The following is a 21,827-nucleotide window of genomic DNA, read 5'->3' on the forward strand; positions in this document are numbered from 1 at the left end:
CGACGCAAGGCCGCTTGAAAGGCCAAATCAGCCCGCCTAACTTGCGCGCCAAATCGAGGAAACACGATGGCTCACGAAACCGCAACGCTCGCCGCCTATGTCTTCAATCTCAAGTACCAGGATATTCCGGCGGAGGTGCTGGAGCGCGCCAAGGTCCTGACGCTGGACTTCCTCGGCAGCGCCATCAGGGCGCGGCGCGAGGCGGAATCGACCCCGTCGATGCTGAAGATGCTGGAGGCGCTGGCGCTCGACACCAAGGGCGAGTCCACCGTGTTCGGCGATACCAAGACCTGGACGCCGGCGGTCGCGGCGCTGCTCAACGGCGCGCTCGGCCACTCCCTCGATTTCGACGACACCCATGCCGATTCCTCGCTGCATCCGAGCGCACCGGTGGTGCCGGCCGCCTTCGCTGTCGGCGAGATGGTGGGCGCCTCCGGGCGAGAGGTGCTGACGGCGATCGTTGCTGGCTATGAGGTCTGCTGCCGGCTCGGCAATGCGCTCGATCCGACCTCGCATTACGCGCGCGGCTTCCACCCGACGGCGACGGCCGGCACCTACGGCGCGGCCGCGGCGGCGGGCAAGCTGTTCGGCCTCAGCGGGAAGCAGCTGATTGCCGCGTTTGGCGTCTCCGGCAGCCAGGCCGCGGGCTCGCTGCAATTTCTGGTCAACGGCGCCTGGAACAAGCGCTACCAGGTCGGCGCCGCCGCGATGAACGGCGTGATCGCCGCGACATTGGCGCGCAACGATTTCGTTGGTGCGACCGAGTCGGTCGAAGGCAAGCACGGCCTGCTCGCCGGTTATACCGACGATGCGCATCCCGACAAGGCGGTGGCCGAGCTCGGCAAGACCTATGAGACCATGAAGATCGGCGTGAAGCCCTATCCGAGCTGCCGCTACACCCATGCCGCGATCGACGCGCTGATCGCGATGCGGCGCGAGCACAATCTGACGCCGGAGCAGGTCAAGCGCGTCGAGATCGGCCTGCACCGCAACGGCATCACGCTGACCGGCGACGCCGCGACCAAGCGGCACCCGCGCTCGATCGTCGGCGGCCAGTTCTCGATGTTCTTCACCGGCGCGCTCGCACTCGACCAGGGTTCATTCGGCTGGGACGATTACAACCGGCTCGGCGACGCCGCGATCGACGCGCTCGCCGACAAGTTCGACGTGGTGCAGGACGATCGCCTCGAGATCGGCCGCACCCATCCCTTCGGCGCGCGCGTGAGCATCACGACGGATGATGGCGTGCACGAGCGGCTTTATGCCGATCCCTCGGGCGAGCCGAATTCTTTCCCGGATACGCAGGCGATGCAGCAGAAGTTCTTGACGCTGGCCCGTCCGGTGCTGAATGCGCGCGCGGAGAAGTTCGCGGATGCGATCATGACGCTGGAGCGGTTCGAGCGCGTGGCGCAGGCGACGGAATTGGGGAGGTAAGTTCACCGCGGCGCTCCGCTTCCCCCCTGGAGGGTAAGAAGACCTCAATCCCCTCCCGCCAGCCTCCCCTTCTCGCGCGTTGCCGCCACCACATCGCGCACGAGGTCGAACACACCGTCGGCGTGCGGCGGCGCGTTCGGCGAGCGCCCCATGCGCACGATCACCAGCTGCTCCGACGGGATCACGATGGTGTACTGCCCGATCGTGCCCTTGGCGAAGAAGGCATCGCGCGGCCAGCCGTGCTCCATGCGAAGATTTGCGCCGAAGCTGTCGCCCTGGTTGGTCCAGAAGCCGGCGCCGATGCCGACCCACGCATTCGGCGTGGCCGTCGCCGAATAGGTGACCCAGCCTTCCGTCAGGATGCGTTTGCCACCGGCGACGCCGTCATTGAGATAGAGCTGGCCGAAGCGCGCCCAGTCGCGGGCGGAGGCGAGCATCTCGGTCGACCCCTCGATCGTGCCGGCGCCGTCGAGCTGGAGCACGACATGGCGCATGCCGAGCGGGGCGAACAATTCGCGGCGCGCAAAGCGCAGCGCGTCTTGCGGTTTGCCGCCGGCCGCATCGCGGATCAGATGCGAGAGAATGAGCGTGTTGCCGTCGTGATAATTCCACACGGTGCCGGGCGCGGTTGCGAGCGGCATGCTCTCGGCATAGGCGGCCATGTCCTTCTCGGCGAATTTCATCCTGTTGACCGGCTCGAAGGCGGAGCCCAGCGAGGCCTGCAACGAGCTGCCGAGCGCGAGGCCCGCGGTGTGGCGCAGCAGCTGATCGACATTGATGGCATGGCGCGGATCGTCGGGATCCTTCCAGGCGGCGACCGGTGCGGGGCCGTCGAGCTTCAGCTTGCCCTGGCGCACCAGCACGCCGATCAGCGCCGAGACGACCGACTTGGTCATGGAGAAGCCGAGCAGCGGCGTCTCGGGGCCGATGCCGTCGGCGTAGCGTTCGGCGACGACGCGGCCGGCCTTCATCACGACGATGGCGCGGGTGCGGCGGTAAGGCGGCTGAGCGGGCTCGGCGAAGGCGCGGTCGAGCGCGGCGCCGAGCTCGGGGCTCTGCGGCGGCACGATCGCGGGGCCGGCGATCGCGGGAAGCAACGCGGGCCGCTTGTCGTCGGGCAGCGGCTCGACGGAGGCAATGCCAGCGCCGTGCTCGAGCGTGCAGCCGAGGCCCTCGCGATAGATGGCGTGGCTGCGGCCGAGGCCGAACAGCGTCACCGTGACATCCTTGCGGACGCGGTCGATTCTGTACTCCATCGCCCAGCTGATCAGGCCCGCTCCGGGCATGGCGTCGGTGGTCTCGGCGAAGTTGCGCCCGGGATCGAGGCCGGACACGAACGTCTCGGCGCACAGGATGTCGGCGACGAAGCCGGTCGCGACCTTCGGCACGTCGTGGGCTCGAGCCGCGCCGAGCGCGAGGCCGGCTGCGGCGATGGCGGAGGCGAAAAGGAGGATCTTGCGGCGGCGGGTCACGGGCGTTCTCCGGCTGAGGCGTATGCCGGGGAGGAAGCGGGATGCGGGCGGGGGATGCTCGCCGGATTTGGAAAAGGGGTTGGTTGAAATCGGGGCGGGCTGGCCGATTTTGGAATAAGCGAGCTATTTCAGAGTGATACGAAAATGAGACAGCGATGGGTCTGCTCCCTCTCCCCGTTCTTACGGGGCCGCGACGAGCTTCGCTCGCGCTGAGAGGGTCGGGGTGAGGGGCCTCTCCGCACGCGAGACTGCCGACGGACCCGTACCCCCTCACCCGGATCGCAAGAGCGATCCGACCTCTCCGCGCAAGCGGGGAGAGGTAAAGAAAGATCAAGCCGCACTCGTCTTCAACCGCCGGTACTCGGTCGGCGTCACGCCTGTCACCGCCTTGAAGGCGCGGTTGAATGGTCCCAGCGACTGGAAGCCGGCGTCCATGGCAATGGTGATGACGGGGACCTCGGCCTGGGAGGGATCGGCGAGCGCGGCCTTGGCTTCCTCGATGCGGTGGTTGTTCAGGAACACATTGAAATTGCGATAGCCGAGCCGCTGGTTGATCAGGCGGCGCAGCCTGTATTCGGGAATCCTGAGCCGGCCCGCCAGCACACCGATGGTAATGTTCTCCTGGCGATAGATCCGCTCGTCCGCCATCAGGCGCATCAGGGCATCGATGAGTTTCTGGTCGGAGTCCTCGGCCAAAGGCTGGATCGGCGCGATCGCGGGTGCGGGCTCTGGCGCAATCGGAAACAGATCGGCGCCATCGACTCGCAACATTGCGTAGGCGATCGCGGCAACGATGCAGGCGAGCACGCCTGTATTGATGGTATCGGCGACATCGCTCGCGCTGAAGGCAACGAGGATCTGGAGCAGCGCATTCAACCCGCCATAGAGTGCGGCGGCGCAGACGATGACGACGCGCAGGCGGCGGCGACGCTCGACCAGATCGGCGGACCACGATCCGATCGTCTGCACCACCGCGAGCGCGATGAAGCCGAGCACGATCAGGTTCACTGCCGTCACGGAGAACCGCGCGTTGCCGCCCGGCGCGATCCAGAGACATCCGACGAAGCTGAAGGCGGTCACCGCGGCCCAGATCAAACCATGCCACCAGCGGAGCCGAAACTCGTCGTCGAACAGCGCGCGCGTGAACAGCCAGAACACGACGATGTTGCCGGTCGACAGTGCAATCAGCGGCGCGTGCCAGATTGGAACGAGCGACGACACGCCGATGGAATAGCTCGCGGCATGCGCCGCCGAGCCTAGCGCGAAGGCCGCGCCGAGGCGGGCCGCGAGCACATTGCGGAAATCGGAGAGCAATGACGCCGCCAGCACCAATAGCAGCGCGACGCTGGCAGCGCGGAAGGCAAGTTCGGTTGCGGCAAGGGTCATCGGCTGGGGCGAACGGTCGCGGTTGAAGGCAGCCGAACATCGTTCGTTGCGCCCGGTTTTTCAAGGACGATCCGCATGCAAGGGTTAGCGGAGCTTTGTCGCGACGACGACGCCAAATCCTGCTAGCGTCGCGTTCAACAAAGCCAAAAGGAGTCCCCCCATGAGCTGGCAGCCCTCGAACGATCCCGTGCTCGGCGATCCCATGTCCTGCGATGCGCTCGATCTCGTCATCGTGCCGCGCACGCGCGATCTCGGTGACGGGTTCGCGGTGCGCCGGGCGTTGCCGCACGGCAAGCGGCAGATGGTCGGGCCTTTCATCTTCTTCGACCATTTCGGCCCGGTGCAGTTCGTCTCCGGCAAGGGCATGGACGTGCGGCCGCATCCGCATATCGGGCTCGCCACCGTCACCTATCTGTTCGACGGCGCCATCATGCATCGCGACAGCGAGGGCAACGTCCAGGAGATCGCGCCCGGCGCAATGAACCTGATGACGGCCGGGCGCGGCATCGCGCATTCCGAGCGCACGCCGGACGCGCAGCGCGCCTCGGGCCAGAAGATGCTCGGCCTGCAAAGCTGGATCGCGCTGCCGGCGGGCTCCGAAGAGATCGCGCCGTCGTTCCAGCATTATGCGGCAGGCGATTTGCCGATGATTTCCGAGCGCGACTTCACCGCGCGGGTGATCGCGGGCTCCGCCTTCGGCATCGCCTCGCCGGTGTCGATGGTCTCGCCCTGGTTCTACACCGAGGTCACGGCGCTCGCGGGCGCGAGCGTGCCGCTCGACCCCGATCATGAGGAGCGTGCGATCTATGTCGTCGACGGCGAAATCGAGATCGCCAACGAGCGCTACGAGGGGCCGCGCCTGCTGATCTTCCGGCCCGGCGACCGCATCACCGTGAAGGCGCTGAAGGCGACGCGAATGATGTTTCTCGGTGGCGATGCGCTGGAAGGCCCGCGCCACATCTGGTGGAATTTCGTCTCCTCCAGCAAGGAGCGGATCGAGCAGGCCAAGCAGGACTGGAAAACCGGGCGCTTCGCCGCAGTTCCGCAGGAACACGAGTTCATTCCGCTGCCGGAATAGGCTAATCCGGTGTCCGGCCGCGCCATCAGACGCGGCCGGATGTCCTGTGCGAAGGCTTTGCCGATGACCACCATGCTCTCCAGCGACCTGCCTCTATCCAAGATCGGACGCGGCAAGGTGCGCGATATCTACGCCGTCGACGACGACCGCCTGCTGCTCGTCACCACCGACCGCATCAGCGCCTTCGATGTGGTGATGGGCGAGACCATCCCGATGAAGGGCGCGGTGCTGACCCAGATCAGCGCGTGGTGGTTCAATGAGCTCGAAGGCGTGGTGCCGCATCACATGATCAGCGCCGACACCGACGAGATCATTGCGGCCGTGCCGGCGTTGCAGCCGCACCGCGCCGAGATCCTCGGCCGCGCCATGCTGTGCAAGCGCACCACCGTGTTCCCGATCGAATGCGTGATCCGCGGCTATCTCTCAGGCTCCGCCTGGAAGGAATATGCCGCGAGCGGCACGCTGGCCGGCGAGAAGCTGAAGCCGGGCCTCGTCGAGAGCGAGAAGCTGGAGCCGGCGATCTTTAGCCCCGCGACCAAGGCCGAAAGCGGCCATGACGAGAACATCACCATCGCGAAGATGCGCGCGGTGGTCGGCGACGAGGTCGCCTACACGCTGGAGAGCATGACGCGGGCGATCTACACGCTGGGCGAGGAGCTCGCCCGCGAGCAGGGTATCATCATCGCCGACACCAAGTTCGAGTTCGGCCGCGACAAGGACGGCCGCATCATCCTGATCGACGAAGTGATGACGCCGGATTCGTCGCGCTTCTGGGCGGTCGACGCCTACAGACCGGGCCAGCCGCAGGCGAGCTTCGACAAGCAGCCCTTGCGCGACTATCTCGACGTCGAGCGCCGCGCCGGCCGCTGGAACGGCGACGCCCCGCCGCCGCCGCTGCCGGCCAGCGTGGTTGACGCGACCAGCAAGCGGTACCTGGAAGCGTATCGGCGCGTGACGGGGACAGAGCTGAAGATTTAGGCGCGACTGTCGCGTCTCGCTCCGTCATTGCGAGCGCAGCGAAGCAATCCAGAGTGTTTCCGCGGAGGGATTCTGGATTGCTTCGCTGCGCTCGCAATGACGTGGAGAGGCCGGTCGGCCTCTCCAACATCTCCGCCTGGCTCGCATTCGCGCTGACACGAGCGAGCCGCTCACACCCCCGCCATCATCACGTATTTGATCTCGACATATTCTTCCATGCCGTGACGGGAGCCTTCGCGACCCAGGCCGCTTTCCTTGACGCCGCCGAAGGGCGCGACCTCGGTGGTGATGAGGCCGGTGTTGACGCCGACCATGCCCGACTCCAGCGCTTCGGCGACGCGCCAGACGCGGCCGAGATCGCGGGAGTAAAAGTACGACGCAAGGCCGAACGGCGAGGCGTTGCACATCGCGATGACGTCCGCCTCGTCCTTGAAACGGATCACGGGTGCGAGGGGGCCGAAGGTCTCCTCCTGCGACACCAGCGAGTCCGGCTTGACGTCGGCGAGCACCGTCGGCTCGAAGAAGGAGCGCCCCAGCTCGCTGCGCTTGCCGCCGGTGACGACCTTGGCGCCACGCTTGACGGCATCGGCGATGTGGCGCTCGACCTTGTCGACCGCCTTCATGTTGATCAGCGGGCCCTGCGTCACGCCGCTCTCGGTGCCGTCGCCGATCTTCATTGCCGCGACCTTCTTCGACAGCTTCTGCACGAACTCGTCGTAGATCTTGTCCTGGGCGTAGATGCGGTTGGCGCAGACGCAGGTCTGGCCCATGTTGCGGTATTTCGAGACGATGGCGCCCTCGACCGCAGCATCGATGTCGGCGTCGTCGAACACGATGAACGGCGCATTGCCGCCGAGCTCGAGGCCGAGCCGCTTCACGCCGACCGAGGCCTGTTGATAGAGGATCTTGCCGACGGCGGTGGAGCCGGTGAAGCCGACGAAGCGCACCGCCGGATGCTCGCACAGCACCTTGCCGATCGGCGGCGCATCGCCCGTGATGATGTTGAGCACGCCCTTGGGGATGCCGGCCCTCTCGGCAAGCACGGCCAGTGCCAGCGCCGACAGCGGCGTCTCATTGGCGGGCTTGAGCACCACGGTGCAGCCGGCCGCCAGCGCCGGCGAGACCTTGCGGGTGATCATCGAGTTCGGAAAATTCCACGGCGTGATCGCACCGCAGACGCCGATCGGCTGCTTGATGGCGAGCAGGCGCGCATCGGGCCGCTGGGTCGGGATGGTCTCGCCATAGACGCGCCTCGCTTCTTCGGCGAAGAACTCGATATAGGCGGCGCCGATATCGACCTCGCCCAGCGCCTCGGTGAGCGGCTTGCCTTGCTCGGAGGTGAGGATCAGCGCGAGATCCTCGCGATTGGCCGTGATCAGCTCGAACCATTTGCGCAGAATGTTCGAGCGCTGTTTTGCAGTGTGCTTGGCCCAGCCCGGAAAGGCGCGCTCGGCAGCTTCCACCGCCCGGGTGGTGTCGTCAGCACCAAGCTGCGGCACCTTTGCGAGCTCGACGCCGGTGGCGGGATTGTTGACGGCGAAGACCGGCGTGCCGACCCAGGCGCCGTCGATGTAGCAGGCCTCCTTCAGCAGCGAGGGGTCCTTCAACCGGTCGCGCAGGGTGGCGGTGGCTTGCGGGGCGCGTGCGGCGGCGGTCTGGGTCATGGCGTTTCTCCCTGGCGGCGATCGGATCGGCCGCAATATAGGGACAGACGGTGCGCAATGCACCGCCCTGCAAACGCACGTCAGATGGCAGCTAAACTGGCAGCGGCCTTAGGCCGCGCCGCTCATATAGGTCTCGCGGCGGCCGATCATGCGCTCCGCGGCGGCCTTGGCATCCGCTTTCGTGGACGTCGCGCAGGTCCGGTACTCTAAATCGGGGACTGACGAGGTGTCGCGGCGACCGAACCATGACTTCGAGCCGACCGGCAGCAGCGCCAGCGCCTGCGCCAGATTGTCCACCGCCCCGAAGGAATAAAGGGCGCCGGTACCGGCGACGCGGACCTCGTAGATCCCCGGCGAAATCGGCGCCTCCAGGTTCTCGCCACGTCCCGGACGGGGATAGCGCTTCCATTCGCTCCAGGTCGAAATCATCTGAGGTCCCCCTCGCCGCCCATCCACGGCCGGCACATTTGCATCAAGTCTTAACGGCTCGTCGATCGGGCCGGGTGCTGAACGCGGCAGCTCACGAAATGTTTCAGGGGTTCGAGAACCACAAAGCATATCGCGAGCAACCCATCCAAGGTGAGGCGAGACACGCCGATCCACCGCAGATTGTAGAAGAGCGTACGCGCTCAGCCTCGTTGTCGTCCTGCGTTGGATCAAGACCGTCAAGTCACGACATCGCGACCGGTGCAGGTACATAGATGGCGCTTGCCGCGCCAGAGATCCGGGAAGACAATCGATCACTTCCAACAATAATCAAACCCGAGGAAACGCCATGCAAAGCCAAGCCCAGATCGATGAGATTCTGCGTCAGAAGAGCGAGACCAAGGAGATTCCGGGCGTCGTCGCCATCGCGGCCAGCGGTCAAGACGTGCTGTATCAGGGCGCGTTCGGCAAGCGCGATCTGTCCAAGCCCGATGCGATGAGTGTCGACAGCGTGTTCTGGATCGCCTCCATGACGAAGGCGGTGACCACAGCGGGTGCCATGCAGCTGGTCGAGCAGGGCAAGCTGTCGCTGGATGCGCCGATCGGCGACGTCTTGCCGGAGCTCGCCAATCCGCAGGTGCTCGAAGGCTTTGACGCCAAGGGCGAGGCGAAGCTGCGGCCGGCCAAAGGACCGATCACGCTGCGCCAGCTCATGACCCACACCGCCGGCTTCTGTTACAATATGTGGAACGGCGATCTCGCGGTCTATCTGGACAAGCACGGCATCCCCGCCATCACCACTTGCCAGAATGCGGCATTGAAGACGCCGATCATGTCCGACCCCGGCACGCGCTGGGAATACGGCACCAACATCGATTTCGTCGGCAAGGCCGTGGAGGCCGCCAGCGGCAAGCGGCTCGACGCGTACCTGCGCGACAATCTGTTCGCGCCGCTCGGCATGCGGGACACCGCTTTCAAGATCAGCGACGACATGCGCAAGCGCCTGGTCGGCATGCATGCGCGCGGCGAGGACGGCCAGCTGGCAGCGATCCCGTTCGAGCTGGAGCAGGAGCCGGAATTCCACATGGGCGGCGGCGGCCTGTACTCGACGGCGGGCGACTACATCAAGTTCACCCAGATGATCCTCAACAAGGGGCGCGGCAACGGCAACCAGGTGCTGAAAGCCGAGACGGTCGCGACGATGGGGCAGAACCACATCGGCGATCTCGCTATGGGCAAGATGACGACGGCGGCGCCGATGTACACCAACGACGTCGATCTCTATCCTGAGCAGGTGAAGAAGTGGGGCCTCAGCTTCATGATCAACACCGCCAAGACCGCCGAGGGCCGCAGCGCCGGCAGCCTCGCCTGGGCAGGCCTTGCCAACACCTATTACTGGATCGATCCGGCGCGCGACGTCACCGGCGTCATCCTGATGCAGCTGCTGCCGTTCGCGGATGCGAAATGCCTGGAGGCGTTCGCGGGCTTTGAGCGCGGCGTTTATGCCGGGCTCGATGCTGCCGGAAGCGGGCAGAAGGCGGCGTGACTCGCAACCTCTCACCTGACGTCATGGCCGGGCTTGTCCCGGCCATCCACGACTTGCCACGCGGCACAAAGAACGTGGATGCCCGGGACAAGCCCGGGCATGACGACGGGTAGAGTGTGCCGATCATCACTCACGAAAGGATTTCGACTTGGCGGACAAAGCGGACAGCTACGTTTGCGGCATCTCGGACGCGCCGCTGCTCGGCCACACGATCGGCCGGAGTCTCGACCAGGCCGCGCAGCGCTGGTGCAATCGCGAAGCGCTGGTCTCGCCCAGCCACGGCGTCCGATGGACCTGGAAAGAATTCGCCGAGCGGGTCGATGCGCTCGCCGCCGGCTTTCTCGCGCTCGGCCTCGAACGCGGGGAGCGGATCGGCATCTGGTCGCTGAACCGGCCGGAATGGACGCTGACCCAGTTCGCCGCCGCCAAGGCCGGCCTGATCCTGGTGACGATCAACCCCGCCTACCGCCTCAGCGAGCTGGAATTTGCGCTTCGCAAGGTCGGCTGCGCGGCGATCGTCACCGCGACGGCGTTCAAGACCAGCAACTACATGGAGATGCTCAACACGCTGTTGCCGGAGCTGTCATCCGCCAGGCCCGGACAGCTGCAAGCGGCACGGCTGCCGGCCCTCCGCAATGTCATCCAGATCGGCGGCTCGGCCGCACCGGGCACAATTGCCTTCGACGAGGTCGCGCAGATGGGTGGCGACCGGCACCGTCAGCAATTGGCCGCGCTCGGCGCCGAGCTGCAGTTCGACGATCCCGTCAACATCCAGTTCACCAGCGGCACGACCGGATCACCGAAGGGCGTGACGCTGACCCACCACAACATCCTCAACAACGGCTATTTCGTCGGCCGCGCGATGCGCCTCACCGAGCAGGACCGCATCTGCATTCCGGTGCCGCTCTATCATTGCTTCGGCATGGTGATGGGCAACCTTGCCTCCGTGACGCTCGGCGCCGCAATGGTCTATCCCGGCGAGGGTTTTGACCCGCTCGCGACGTTGCGCACCATCGAGCAGGAGAGATGCACGGCGCTCTACGGCGTGCCGACGATGTTCATCGCCGAACTTGATCACCCCGAATTCGCCGGCTTCGACCTGACATCGCTGCGGACCGGCATCATGGCCGGCGCGCCCTGCCCTATCGAGGTGATGAAGCGCGTCAACACCGAGATGAACATGCGGGAGGTCACCATCGCCTATGGCATGACCGAAACCAGCCCCGTCAGCTTCCAGAGCGCGGTGGACGATCCGCTGGAGCGACGTGTCTCCACGGTCGGACGTATCCATCCGCATGTCGAGGTCAAGATCGTCGATCTCGAGGGCAGGATCGTCAAGCGCGGCGAACGCGGCGAGCTGTGCACCCGCGGCTACAGCATCATGCTGGGTTATTGGGAGGAGAAGGAAAAGACAGCCGACGTGCTCGACGCCAACGGCTGGATGCATACCGGCGATCTCGCCACCGTCGACGACGAAGGCTATTGCAACATCGTCGGCCGCATCAAGGACATGGTGATCCGCGGCGGCGAAAACCTCTATCCGCGCGAGATCGAGGAGTTTCTGTATCGCCATCCCAAGATCCAGGACGTGCAGATCTTCGGCGTCGCAGACACCCGCTACGGCGAAGAGCTCTGCGCCTGGATTCGTGTCAGAGCGGGCGAGCAACTGACGGCTGAGGAAGTACGTGCCTTCTGCGAGGGCCAGATCGCCCACAACAAGATCCCGCGCTACGTCGAGTTCGTCGACGAATTTCCGATGACCGTGACCGGAAAGATCCAGAAATTCCTGATGCGCGAGGCAGTCGAGCAGCGGCTCGGATTGAAGGCGGCGAAGACGGCGTGAAAGTGTTGAACGCTCTCCATATACAACGACCGTCATTCCCCCCGCCGGCGAATCCAGTACGCCGCGGCTTCTCGATCCATCACAGCCGCTCGGAGTACTGGATCGCCCGGTCTTCGCCGGGCGATGACAGTTTTGATTGAGGCCCGCGCCTGCCTACATCGTCATTGCGAGCGCAGCGAAGCAATCCAGCTGTCTCCCCGCAGAGATTCTGGACTGCTTCGCTGCGCTCGCAATGACGGGGATGACGAGCGTTACGCCGCCGGATGCTGCGCGGCACCCTTAGTTCCAGCTATTTGGACAGGTGCGCCATTCATTCTGCTTGTGGCGTCTCCCACGCGCGTTCAATGTCGATCACCTGTGGCAGGCCCGGCACAGCCATCGGCGGCAGTACAATGTTACGGTCGTGTCCTGACTTGATCGATTGTTGATCTAGGGGAATGCCATGAAATTGGCTTGGAGGACCATCCTGGTTGCAGGAATTGGATTTGCAACCGTCGGCTCGGCAAGCGCTGCAGATCTCGCGGCCCGGCCCTTCAAGGCACCAGCGACCGCCGTAGCCGTCTATAACTGGACCGGTTTTTACGTGGGCGTGAATGCGGGTTACGCTTGGGGGCAGTCGGATCTCGGCACCGTGCTCGATCCCACCAGCAGCTGGGCCGTGGAAGGCGTAGCGTTCAGGAACGAGTTTGTGGCGCTGAGCAATCGCCGCCTCGATCCGGCCGGCGCTATCGGCGGTCTTCAGATCGGCGCGAACTGGCAGACCGGTGCTTGGGTTCTGGGTGTAGAAGCCGACGCCAACGCAACAGATATCGGTGCGCGCACCGTTTTCACCGGAGCGAATCCGCCGGTGATCCGCACATTCGACGAAAGCATCCGCAACGATTGGCTCGTGACCGTTCGCGGCCGCGCCGGCTATGCGGTCGACAAGACCCTGCTGTACGTCACCGGCGGTCTGGCCGTCGGCAGCGTCAAGGGAAGCTGGGATCTCACCTCGTCCAATGGTTATACCAAGACGGGTTCGGTGTCCGAGACGAAGGTCGGCTGGACGGTCGGCGCCGGCGTTGAGCACGCCTTCGTGCCGAATTGGACGGTTAAGCTCGAATATCTCTACACCGATCTCGGCGGCGTGGATTACACATCGACCTACGTGCCCGGCAGCACTTTTGCTCCGCCCGGCTCCAACTACGTCGAACGCATCTCGCAGGACCTCACCTTCCATACCGTGCGGGCCGGCCTGAACTACAAGTTCGGCGGGCCGATGATGGCCAAGTACTGAGAAGCGAAGAAGCCCAAGATCCCGGCTCCGGCCATTCGGCTCGGAGCCGTTTTTTTTGATCAGGAGCCAGAGAGAGCGCCTCGTTCTACGCGGCACGCCGGCAAAGTGCGGTCGCTATGCCGACCGCATCGTGGAGGCAGAGATAATTTCTTACGCCGTCAGCCCGCGCTGCTCGGCCAGCTCCTTCAACGATACCTGAGGCCGCGCGCCGATGTGCTGGATGACTTCGGCGGCGGCGAGCGCGCCGAGCTCGCCGCACTGCTTGTAGCCGAAGTTGCGCGCGAGGCCGTAGAGGAAGCCGGCGGCGAACAGGTCGCCGGCGCCGGTGGTGTCGACCACCTTCTCGACCGGGAAGGCCGGCGCTGCGACGGCATCCTCGGACGAGACCACCATGCAGCCCTTCTCGCTGCGGGTGACGACGCCGAGATTGACGTCGTTGCGCAGCTGCTTCAGCGCGGTGTCGAAGTCCGAGGTCATGTAGAGCGAGTGCAGCTCAGACTCGTTGGCGAACACGATGTCGACGGTGCCGCCTCGCATCAGCGAGAGAAACTCGTCGCGATAACGATCAACGCAGAAGGAATCCGACAGCGTCAGCGCCACCTTGCGCTTGGCGTCATGGGCGATCTTGGCCGCCTTGACGAAGGCCTCCTTTGCGTTCTTGGGGTCCCAGAGATAGCCTTCGAGGTAGACGATGCCGGCGCCGGCAATCTCGGCCGGATCGATGTCGGCGGGCGACAGGTCCTGCGCCGCGCCGAGATAGGTGTTCATGGTGCGCTCGCCGTCGCCGGTGACCAGGATGTAGGAGCAGCCGGTGGCGGGGCCGTCCTTGGCGGCCGGCGTGTTGAAGGCGACGCCGGCGGCGCGAATGTCGTGCACGTAGAGCTTGCCGATCTGGTCGTCCTTGACCTTGCCGACATAGGCGGCGCGCGCCCCCAGGCTGCCGATACCGACGATGGTGTTGGCGGCCGAACCGCCCGAGACCTCGGTCGCCGGACCCATGTCCTTGTAGATGGCGGCCGCGCGCGCCTCGTCGATCAGCGACATGCTGCCCTTCGCCATGCCATGCTTGGCCAGAAAGGCCTCGTCGGTCCTAACCAGCACGTCGAACAGCGCGTTGCCGATGCCGAGAACGTCATATTTCACGTCAGCCATTCACCTTGATCCTGTTTGCCGGATTGCGATCTAACCGGAAATCCGCTTCCTGTCGGCCTGAAATCCAAGCTCGCGGCCTATCACGACCGGGCCTTGGCGGGCAAGCAACGGTATTTTCGAGAGCATGATCCGCTCCTTCCTGACCGTCTCGACGGGAACGCTGGCCTCGCGCCTGCTGGGTTTCGCCCGCGATTCCCTGATTGCGGCGCTGCTCGGCACCGGCGCCGTGGCGGATGCGTTTCTGGCGGCGTTCCAGCTCGTCAACGTGGTGCGGCGGCTGCTCAGCGAGGGCGCGCTGAACGCGGCGCTGATCCCAGCCTGGCTGCGGGTGCGGGACCGCGACGGGGTGGCGGAAGCCGCGGCGTTCGCGGGGCGCGTGATCGGCACGGTCAGCACGGCCCTGATCGGGATCTCACTCCTGCTCGCATTGTTGATGCCGCTGATCATGACGGTGATCGCGCCGGGATTCCTCGGCAGTGGCACGCTCGATCTCGCGGTTCAGAACGCGCGGCTGATGCTGCCTTACCTCGCCTTCGCCGGTCCCGTCACCGTGCTGATGGGGCTGCTCAATGCGCAGGGACGCTTCGCGCTGACGGCGTTCTCGCCACTGCTGTTCAACATTGCGCTGATCGCCGCGATCGCGATGCTGCTGGTCTGGCATGCAGACGCCGGCTTCGCCGCGTGGATCCTGGCAGCGACCGTCGGCCTCGCCGGCTTGCTGCAGCTCTTGATGCTGCTGTCGCAGCGAAGCGCGCGCCTTGCGACACCGCTGCGCGCGAGTTTCGACAAGGAGATGCGCGGCTTCTTCGCCAAGGCGATCCCCGGCATGATCGCAAGCTCGGGGCCGCAATGGCTGATGGTGGCGGGTGCGATCATCGCGTCCGCAACGCCGTCCGCGGTGTCCTGGCTCTATTTCGCCAACCGCTTGATCGAGCTGCCGCTCGGCATCGTCGGCGTCGCCATGGGCACCGTGCTGGTGCCGGAGCTGACGCGCGCCGTCGCGAGCTCCGATCGCGACGCGGTGGCGCATGCCGAATCCCGCGCGCTGGAGCTTTCCGCCGGGCTGGCGCTGCCGGCCACGGTCGGCCTGATCGTGCTCGCCGAGCCGATCGTGGGGCTGCTGTTCGAGCATGGCGCGTTCGGTGCGGCGGACAGCGCGGCCACCGCGCGTGCCCTGATGTGGCTGGCGCTGGGCCTGCCGGCGCATGTGCTCATCAAGGCGCTGTCGCCGGCGTTCTATGCCCGCAGCGACACGATGACGCCGCTGCTCGCGACCGCCAAGGGCTTCGTGGTGACGGTCGTGCTCGCGGTTCTGCTCGGTCATGTCTTTGGCGCAAGCGGAATCGCGGCAAGCATCGCGGCTGGCGCCTGGAGCAGCGCGCTCGCGCTGCTCCGCAAGGGCGCGGGCGAGTTCGGCTTCTCGATCGACGCGGCGGCCCGCACGCGATTGCCGCGGATCGTGCTGGCCGCGATTGCCATGGGCGCCCTGCTCTGGCTGACCGCGGGTCTGGTGCCGGCCGGCGCCCATGGGCTCATCCACTTCATTGTGCTGGGTGTGCAGATCGCAGCCGGGATCGCCGTCTACGGCCTGTTGCTGCAGATCCTCGGTGCCGCCTCCTGGCGCGAGGCGGTTAACGCATTGAAACGGCCCAGCTAGACCACGGCCTCCGCGAAAGACCCTTGACGGGGCAGCGCCGCTGTTGGAAACGACGGCCGAATACCTATGGGAAGGCTGACCATGCCATTCGTTGAACGGGTCTTTTCGGGCGTCCAGCCGACGGGCAATCTGCACCTCGGCAATTACCTCGGCGCCATCGTCAACTTCGTGAAGATGCAGGAAACCCACAATTGCATCTATTGCGTCGTCGACATGCACGCGATCACGCAAGGGGTGGACGTCTGGGGCGGGCCGGTCGAGCTCGCGCGCAACACCCGCGAGGTGACCGCCGCGTTCATCGCGGCCGGCATCGATCCGAAGAAGCACATCGTGTTCAACCAGAGCCAGGTCTCGGGCCATGCCGAGCTCGCCTGGATCTTCAACTGCGTCGCGCGCATGGGCTGGCTGGGACGCATGACCCAGTTCAAGGAGAAGGCCGGCAAGGACCGGGAGAACGCCTCGGTCGGGCTGTTCGACTATCCAGTGCTGATGGCGGCCGACATTCTGCTCTACCGCGCCACCCACGTTCCCGTGGGCGAGGACCAGAAGCAGCATCTCGAGCTTTCGCGCGACATCGCGCAGAAGTTCAACAACGACTTCGGCGACTCGATCCGCGCGCAGGGCGTCAATGACGGGCTGTTCTTCCCGCTGCCGGAACCCTTGATTACGGGTCCGGCAACGCGCGTGATGAGCCTGCGCGACGGCACCAAGAAGATGTCGAAGTCGGACGCCTCCGACAATTCGCGCATCAACCTCACCGACGATGCCGACACCATCGCGCAGAAGATCCGCAAGGCGAAGACCGATCCGGAGCCGCTGCCGACGGAAGAGAAGGGCCTGGAAGCGCGGCCCGAGGCCGACAATCTCGTCGGCATCTTCGCCGCGCTGTCCGGCCGCTCCAAGGCGGACGTGCTGCGCGAGTTCGGCGGCGGCCAGTTCTCCAGCTTCAAGAACGCGCTGGCGGAGCTGTGCGTGACCAAGCTCGCGCCGATCGCCGGCGAGATGAAGCGCCTCGTCGCCGACCCTGGCCACATCGAGGCGATCCTGAACGACGGATCCGACCGGGCGCGCGCGATCGCCGACGAGACCATGAAGCTCTCCAAGGACATCGTCGGCTTCATTCGCCGGCGCTAGGGCGCGCTTCGCGATACCGGCTGGCGCCACGGCGCCGGCCGCTTCGCCCCTCCCAAACATCGCGGGAGTGTGGCAGCATGCTCCCCGTGCACAATCCGGGACATGCATGACCAGCAAGCGACTTTGCTACGAGCCGGGTCACAAGCCCAAATGCCTCGTCATCGTCGACGACAGCGCCGAATGGGATCGCGCCGTCTATTACGCCAGCCGCTGGGCGATTCGCGCCGGCGGCGGCGTGGTGATGCTGCGCATCATCGAGCCTGAGCAGCAGAGCCAGGAATGGCTGGGGGTCGCCGACATCATGCGCGCCGAGGCACAGGAAGCCGCCGAAGCCGCGCTCGACCGCGCCGCCGGGCGCGCCAACGGCATCGCCGCCATCACGCCGGAGCGCGTCATTCGCGAAGGCAGCGCGATGGAACAGCTGCTCGCAGTGATCGACGAGGATCCTGATATCGCCATGCTGGTGCTCGCCGCAAATCCCGGCGCGGAGGGCCCGGGGCCATTGGTCTCGCTGCTCGCGCATGCGCTCGGCACGTTCCCGGTGCCGGTGACGATCATCTCGGGTGCCCTGAGCGATGAGAGCGTGGATTCGCTGTCCTAGCGACGATGCATCTTACCCTCCCCTGGAGGGGAGGGTCGGCTCATGTTGAGCGAAGCGAGGCATGAGACGGGGTGGGGTGACGGTCTCTCCACATCCGACACTGCCCGAGTGGAGAGATCACCCCACCCCGCTCGCGCTGCGCGCGATCGACCACGGGCGAGCTACGCTCGTCCCGGACCCCTCCAGGGGAGGGCAAGGCCAACCCACTGATTTTTATGAGCTAATATCCCGCCTCCCCTTGACCGTGCGTTAGCCGTCGCCATCTGCTAGGGGATAGAGCACGCGCCGGCCTTGAACCGGCGACGTCTGGAGAAAACCATGTTCATTCAAACCGAAGCCACCCCCAATCCCGCCACGCTGAAGTTCATTCCCGGCCGCGTCGTGGTCGACGGCAGCCCGATGGAATTTTCGAGCCGCGAATCGGCGGCGCGCTCCCCGCTCGCTGAGAAGCTGTTCGAGGTGCCCGGCGTCACCGGCGTGTTCTACGGATCGGACTTCATCACCGTGACGAAGGCGAGCGGTGAATGGCAGCAGCTCAAGCCCGCGATCCTAGGTGCCATCATGGAGCACTACATGTCGGGCGCGCCGCTGCTGGCCGACGGCACGGCCACAAGCGAGGCCGATCTCGACGACGAGGACGAGTTCTTCGACGAGGCCGACGCCGAGACCGTCGACATGATCAAGGACCTGATCGAGACCCGGGTGCGGCCGGCCGTCGCCAATGACGGCGGCGACATCACCTTCCGCGGCTTCAAGGACGGTATCGTCTATCTCAACATGAAGGGCGCCTGCTCCGGCTGCCCGTCATCGACGGCGACGCTCCAGCACGGCATCCAGAACCTGCTCAAGCACTTCGTGCCTGACGTGGTCGAAGTCCGGCCGATGTAAGCCCCTTACGCCGCCTTCTGCTTGGCGGTTATCAGCTTGCGGTTGATCAGCACTTCCGCGATCTGAATCGCGTTGAGGGCGGCGCCTTTACGCAGATTGTCCGACACGCACCAGAGCACGAGACCGTTCTCCACGGTCGCGTCCTCGCGGATGCGGCTGATGTAAGTCGCGTCCTCGCCGGCCGCTTCATAGGGCGTGGCGTAGCCGCCGGGCTCCTGCTTGTCGATGACGAGACAGCCGGGCGCCACGCGCAGGATGTTGCGCGCTTCATCGGCGGTGATCGGATTCTCGAACTCGATGTTGACGGCCTCGGAATGGCCGACGAACACAGGCACGCGCACGCAGGTGGCGGACAGCTTGATCTTGGGATCCAGGATCTTCTTGGTCTCCGCCATCATCTTCCACTCTTCCTTGGTGTAGCCGTCCTCCATGAAGACGTCGATGTGGGGGATGACGTTGAAGGCGATGCGCTTGGGGAATTTCTTCGCGACCAGCTCGTCGTTGGTGTAGACGGCCTTGGTCTGCGAGAACAATTCGTCCATTGCGTCCTTGCCGGCGCCCGACACCGACTGATAGGTCGAGACCACGACGCGCTTGATCGTCGCCTTCTCGTGCAGCGGCTTGAGCGCCACCACGAGCTGTGCGGTCGAGCAGTTCGGGTTGGCGATGATGTTCTTCTTCTTGAAGCCTTCGGTCGCGGCCGCATTCACCTCGGGCACGATCAGCGGCACGTCCGGATCCATGCGCCAAGCCGAGGAATTGTCGATCACCACAGCGCCGGCGGCGCCGATCTTCGGCGACCATTCCTTCGACACCGACCCACCCGCCGACATCAGGCAGATGTCGACGTCGGAGAAGTCGTAATGCTCGAGCGCTTTGACCTTCAGGGTGCGGTCGCCATAGGAGACTTCGACACCGACGCTGCGGCGCGACGCCAGGGCCACGACCTCGTCCGCGGGGAATTTGCGCTCATCCAGGATGTTGAGCATTTCCCGACCGACATTGCCGGTCGCGCCGACGACTGCGACTTTGTAACCCATCGTTCACTCTCCGATGAAAAAGCCCGTTCCCGAAGCTGACGCTTAAACAGGAAGAGCAGCGCTTCTATGCGAGAACCGGACTCAAGACAACGTTAAGACCATGCCTTAGGGACGTGGATGCAGTCGCCTGAGGCCAGCACGGCCGTTAGCCCTACCCAGATCCAGCTGACGCTCTTGGCCTTGGCCGACGAGGTCGTTGGCACGCTGGCGCATCTGGTCGCCTATGTGGGGGCGCTCGCCCTGTTTGCCATCCTCGCCCTCGCAGGCCTGGGACAGCTGCCTGACCTGCGTGGCGATGGTCCGGCGGACAGACCGGGCTGGAGCATCGCCGACCGCTCGCATCCGGCCTTCGCCGTCAGCCGGATCGATTCATCAGAAAAAACAGCCTCTTACGTCATCTTTAGGCATTCCGAGGGCGGCCGCAGGGACGTGCTGCGCTGGACCGATATGGCGGACAAGCCGGTGGCCGAACTCGAAATCTACCGCCAAGGCGCCGAATTCGACGTGACACGGCCGGCGGCCGCGGGTTTGGCCGCCCGGATGGGTTTGGGTGCAGATGCCCCGCTCGAGCAGGCCGGCCTGATTGACAGCAAATTCGGCCCCGTCGCCCTGTTCCGGCCGGTCGGCGCGACAGAGGGGACGCGGGCCTGCCTCGGCTATCTCAAGCGCTACGAGGAGCCCGCCTTGCAGATCTCCGGCTTCTCCTGCCAGGGCGACAGCTTGCCCGCCCGCCGCGCGGCGATCGCCTGCACGCTGAACCGGCTGACGCTGCTGGCCTCGGGCAACGAGCCGAGGCTGGCGGAATTGTTCGCCCATGCCGAGCTCAGGCGCCGCGGCTGTGACCCTCAGGGCTCGCCGGACTGGCTGCTGGGCGCAGCGAACGCGCAATTGCGCGGAGCGCTTTGACTTGCATCAAGGATTCTGCATCAAGCTCAAGTAGCTGGTTTGCATGCAGCTTTTGCCGGCGCGCACGATTATTCCGAGCTGGTGTGACCCAATTGACCTAGTTGCGTCCGCCCCGGCCGGGCTAGTATGGGGTGAAATCGACTGGCGGCCTGCCGCCTGAAGGGGACGTGATGAGCTTGAAATTTTCTGCCGCGAACAAACTGGCGACATTGCTTGCGGCGGGCGCCGCAATGGCCGTTGCGTTCGCGACCCCGGCTTCCGCCGACACCAGGACCAAGCAGCGCTATGACGACCGCGGCCGGCCCTATTACGGCCCGAGCGGCCCCAACACGGTCTATCAACAGGGCCGCACCCGCCTCTATGTGAGCAAGCGCTCCTGGCTCGATGGCGGCACCGAGGTCAATCCGGGCGACCGCAAGTTCACCGACTACGCCTTCCCCCCGGCCGTGGGCTATCCGTCCTTCGCCCGCGAGAACCTCAACCGGCCGATCGACCGCCAGCCGCTCTCCCCGCCGCAGGATGTCGGCGGCTATCCGCAGAACTTCCCGCTGTACTGAGGCGGGCGTCACGACCGAATCAAAATGGCCGGTGCTCACGCCCGGCCATTTTTGTTTTTCGCGAGATGCGTCCGTCTTACGCATTGGCTGCCGGATCGTAGCGCCGGCAAAATTCTTCGATGGCCTCGGAGCGGAAATCACTGAGGCGTTCGAAGATCAGCGCATCCGGCCAATCCCACCAGGCGATGCGGCGCAGGCTTGCGGAAACGGTATCGTCAAAGCGCTTGCGGATGGGACGGGCGGGAACGCCACCGACGATGGTGTACGGCTCGACATCGCGGCTAACGACGGCGCCTGCGGCGATCACTGCGCCATCGCCGACGCTCACGCCCGGCAGCAGGATGGCGGCGTGGCCGATCCCAGACGTCGTTGCCGACGATCACCCGGTCGCCGCGCCTACCTGCGAAGAAGTCGCGGTCGCGCGTCGCGCCCGCCTCGTAATATTCGGGGACGTAGGTGAAGCGGTGCTGCGAGGGACGGCCCATCGGGTGGTTTGGCGCACCGATCCGCACCGAGTTGGCGATCGCCGTGAACTTGCCGATCACGGCGTCGGCGACGTCGCAATTCTCGCCGAGATAGGAGTAGTCGCCGAGCGAAGCATATTCGATGCGCGTGCCCGCAAGCACCTCGCAACGCCGCCCGACCTGCGCCTCGCGCAGGCGCACCGTCTCATGGATGACGGTTTCCGCGATCTTGGGGCGGGGTGTATCCATGAGGCGGTTTCCAATGAGGCCGTAGCCCGGATGGAGCGAAGCGCAATCCGGGAAGGTCTGTCCACGGGGTGAGAAC

At 65.4% G+C, this 21,827-nt stretch carries 18 protein-coding genes and 1 pseudogene; 12 read left to right on the forward strand and 7 right to left on the reverse strand.

The window, feature by feature from the left end; translation table 11 throughout:
* Positions 1-66: 66 nt before the first annotated feature.
* Positions 67-1,434, forward strand: a complete 1,368-nt coding sequence (locus tag I6F31_RS29085; protein WP_225130218.1) for an MmgE/PrpD family protein — start codon at positions 67-69, stop codon at positions 1,432-1,434.
* A gap of 44 nt (positions 1,435-1,478) precedes the next feature.
* On the opposite strand, the gene I6F31_RS29090 is transcribed toward I6F31_RS29085, so the two are convergent.
* Both I6F31_RS29090 and I6F31_RS29095 read right to left on the reverse strand, forming a co-directional pair.
* Positions 1,479-2,906 (reverse strand): serine hydrolase, encoded by a 1,428-nt coding sequence (locus I6F31_RS29090; RefSeq protein WP_225186498.1) that lies wholly within the window; start codon positions 2,904-2,906, stop codon positions 1,479-1,481.
* A 330-nt stretch (positions 2,907-3,236) separates the two neighbouring features.
* Entirely contained in the window at positions 3,237-4,292 is a 1,056-nt protein-coding gene (locus tag I6F31_RS29095; protein WP_225143265.1) for a helix-turn-helix domain-containing protein, read from the reverse strand.
* A 160-nt stretch (positions 4,293-4,452) separates the two neighbouring features.
* Between I6F31_RS29095 and I6F31_RS29100 the strand changes: the two genes are divergently transcribed.
* Entirely contained in the window at positions 4,453-5,370 is a 918-nt protein-coding gene (locus I6F31_RS29100; RefSeq protein WP_036038693.1) for a pirin family protein, read from the forward strand.
* Positions 5,371-5,433: 63 nt separating this feature from the next.
* The gene (locus tag I6F31_RS29105) at positions 5,434-6,348 is read left to right on the forward strand and encodes a phosphoribosylaminoimidazolesuccinocarboxamide synthase (RefSeq protein ID WP_057025866.1); all 915 of its coding nucleotides are present in this window, start codon (positions 5,434-5,436) and stop codon (positions 6,346-6,348) included.
* 170 nt (positions 6,349-6,518) lie between these two features.
* Here the strand turns inward: I6F31_RS29105 and I6F31_RS29110 are convergent, their stop codons facing one another.
* Positions 6,519-8,012 (reverse strand): NAD-dependent succinate-semialdehyde dehydrogenase, encoded by a 1,494-nt coding sequence (locus I6F31_RS29110; protein ID WP_036002692.1) that lies wholly within the window; start codon positions 8,010-8,012, stop codon positions 6,519-6,521.
* A 108-nt stretch (positions 8,013-8,120) separates the two neighbouring features.
* Entirely contained in the window at positions 8,121-8,441 is a 321-nt protein-coding gene (locus tag I6F31_RS29115) for a hypothetical protein (RefSeq protein WP_036002694.1), read from the reverse strand.
* 346 nt (positions 8,442-8,787) lie between these two features.
* Between I6F31_RS29115 and I6F31_RS29120 the strand changes: the two genes are divergently transcribed.
* The 3 genes from I6F31_RS29120 (at position 8,788) to I6F31_RS29130 (ending at position 13,103) form a co-directional block, all read left to right on the forward strand.
* Complete coding sequence (locus I6F31_RS29120) at positions 8,788-9,984, forward strand: serine hydrolase domain-containing protein (RefSeq protein WP_036002698.1); 1,197 nt, start codon at positions 8,788-8,790, stop codon at positions 9,982-9,984.
* A gap of 148 nt (positions 9,985-10,132) precedes the next feature.
* Positions 10,133-11,827 carry an AMP-binding protein gene (locus tag I6F31_RS29125; RefSeq protein WP_225186499.1) on the forward strand — a complete coding sequence of 565 codons (1,695 nt, stop codon included), beginning with the start codon at positions 10,133-10,135 and terminating at the stop codon, positions 11,825-11,827.
* A 442-nt stretch (positions 11,828-12,269) separates the two neighbouring features.
* The gene (locus I6F31_RS29130) at positions 12,270-13,103 is read left to right on the forward strand and encodes an outer membrane protein (protein ID WP_036024125.1); all 834 of its coding nucleotides are present in this window, start codon (positions 12,270-12,272) and stop codon (positions 13,101-13,103) included.
* 150 nt (positions 13,104-13,253) lie between these two features.
* Here I6F31_RS29130 and I6F31_RS29135 read toward each other — a convergent pair whose 3' ends face one another.
* A complete protein-coding gene (locus I6F31_RS29135) occupies positions 13,254-14,255 on the reverse strand; it encodes an adenosine kinase (RefSeq protein WP_109142029.1) in 1,002 nt (333 codons plus the stop codon).
* A 124-nt stretch (positions 14,256-14,379) separates the two neighbouring features.
* Here I6F31_RS29135 and murJ point away from each other — a divergent pair, with 124 nt between their 5' ends.
* The 4 genes from murJ to I6F31_RS29155 all read left to right on the forward strand — a co-directional run bounded on the left by murJ (position 14,380) and on the right by I6F31_RS29155 (position 18,535).
* Complete coding sequence (gene murJ / locus I6F31_RS29140) at positions 14,380-15,912, forward strand: murein biosynthesis integral membrane protein MurJ (RefSeq protein WP_225114855.1); 1,533 nt, start codon at positions 14,380-14,382, stop codon at positions 15,910-15,912.
* Positions 15,913-15,993: 81 nt separating this feature from the next.
* Positions 15,994-17,046, forward strand: a complete 1,053-nt coding sequence (gene trpS / locus I6F31_RS29145) for a tryptophan--tRNA ligase (protein ID WP_036002766.1) — start codon at positions 15,994-15,996, stop codon at positions 17,044-17,046.
* Between the two features lie 106 nt (positions 17,047-17,152).
* Entirely contained in the window at positions 17,153-17,647 is a 495-nt protein-coding gene (locus tag I6F31_RS29150) for a universal stress protein (RefSeq protein WP_036002710.1), read from the forward strand.
* 318 nt (positions 17,648-17,965) lie between these two features.
* Entirely contained in the window at positions 17,966-18,535 is a 570-nt protein-coding gene (locus tag I6F31_RS29155) for a NifU family protein (protein WP_036038709.1), read from the forward strand.
* Positions 18,536-18,540: 5 nt separating this feature from the next.
* On the opposite strand, the gene I6F31_RS29160 is transcribed toward I6F31_RS29155, so the two are convergent.
* Positions 18,541-19,575 (reverse strand): aspartate-semialdehyde dehydrogenase, encoded by a 1,035-nt coding sequence (locus tag I6F31_RS29160; protein WP_036002717.1) that lies wholly within the window; start codon positions 19,573-19,575, stop codon positions 18,541-18,543.
* Between the two features lie 117 nt (positions 19,576-19,692).
* On the opposite strand from I6F31_RS29160, the gene I6F31_RS29165 reads away from it, so the two are divergent.
* Positions 19,693-20,481, forward strand: a complete 789-nt coding sequence (locus I6F31_RS29165) for a hypothetical protein (protein WP_225184217.1) — start codon at positions 19,693-19,695, stop codon at positions 20,479-20,481.
* A 170-nt stretch (positions 20,482-20,651) separates the two neighbouring features.
* Complete coding sequence (locus tag I6F31_RS29170) at positions 20,652-21,038, forward strand: hypothetical protein (RefSeq protein WP_036024148.1); 387 nt, start codon at positions 20,652-20,654, stop codon at positions 21,036-21,038.
* 76 nt (positions 21,039-21,114) lie between these two features.
* Here the strand turns inward: I6F31_RS29170 and I6F31_RS29175 are convergent.
* A pseudogene (locus I6F31_RS29175) lies at positions 21,115-21,751 on the reverse strand (DapH/DapD/GlmU-related protein).
* Positions 21,752-21,827 lie beyond the last annotated feature (76 nt).

The sequence above is a fragment of the Bradyrhizobium sp. NBAIM01 genome, assembly GCF_020194115.1.
GTDB classification, from domain to species: domain Bacteria; phylum Pseudomonadota; class Alphaproteobacteria; order Rhizobiales; family Xanthobacteraceae; genus Bradyrhizobium; species Bradyrhizobium yuanmingense.

Bases quoted from the DNA above. Each gene is read 5' to 3' on its own strand.
- I6F31_RS29165 (WP_225184217.1), top strand. From the start codon at position 19,693: ATGCAGTCGCCTGAGGCCAGCACGGCCGTTAGCCCTACCCAGATCCAG.
- I6F31_RS29160 (WP_036002717.1), bottom strand. From the start codon at position 19,575: ATGGGTTACAAAGTCGCAGTCGTCGGCGCGACCGGCAATGTCGGTCGG.
- I6F31_RS29085 (WP_225130218.1), top strand. From the start codon at position 67: ATGGCTCACGAAACCGCAACGCTCGCCGCCTATGTCTTCAATCTCAAG.
- murJ (WP_225114855.1), top strand. From the start codon at position 14,380: ATGATCCGCTCCTTCCTGACCGTCTCGACGGGAACGCTGGCCTCGCGC.
- I6F31_RS29095 (WP_225143265.1), bottom strand. From the start codon at position 4,292: ATGACCCTTGCCGCAACCGAACTTGCCTTCCGCGCTGCCAGCGTCGCG.
- I6F31_RS29105 (WP_057025866.1), top strand. From the start codon at position 5,434: ATGACCACCATGCTCTCCAGCGACCTGCCTCTATCCAAGATCGGACGC.
- I6F31_RS29115 (WP_036002694.1), bottom strand. From the start codon at position 8,441: ATGATTTCGACCTGGAGCGAATGGAAGCGCTATCCCCGTCCGGGACGT.
- I6F31_RS29110 (WP_036002692.1), bottom strand. From the start codon at position 8,012: ATGACCCAGACCGCCGCCGCACGCGCCCCGCAAGCCACCGCCACCCTG.
- I6F31_RS29120 (WP_036002698.1), top strand. From the start codon at position 8,788: ATGCAAAGCCAAGCCCAGATCGATGAGATTCTGCGTCAGAAGAGCGAG.
- I6F31_RS29100 (WP_036038693.1), top strand. From the start codon at position 4,453: ATGAGCTGGCAGCCCTCGAACGATCCCGTGCTCGGCGATCCCATGTCC.
- trpS (WP_036002766.1), top strand. From the start codon at position 15,994: ATGCCATTCGTTGAACGGGTCTTTTCGGGCGTCCAGCCGACGGGCAAT.
- I6F31_RS29170 (WP_036024148.1), top strand. From the start codon at position 20,652: ATGAGCTTGAAATTTTCTGCCGCGAACAAACTGGCGACATTGCTTGCG.
- I6F31_RS29155 (WP_036038709.1), top strand. From the start codon at position 17,966: ATGTTCATTCAAACCGAAGCCACCCCCAATCCCGCCACGCTGAAGTTC.
- I6F31_RS29150 (WP_036002710.1), top strand. From the start codon at position 17,153: ATGACCAGCAAGCGACTTTGCTACGAGCCGGGTCACAAGCCCAAATGC.
- I6F31_RS29135 (WP_109142029.1), bottom strand. From the start codon at position 14,255: ATGGCTGACGTGAAATATGACGTTCTCGGCATCGGCAACGCGCTGTTC.
- I6F31_RS29130 (WP_036024125.1), top strand. From the start codon at position 12,270: ATGAAATTGGCTTGGAGGACCATCCTGGTTGCAGGAATTGGATTTGCA.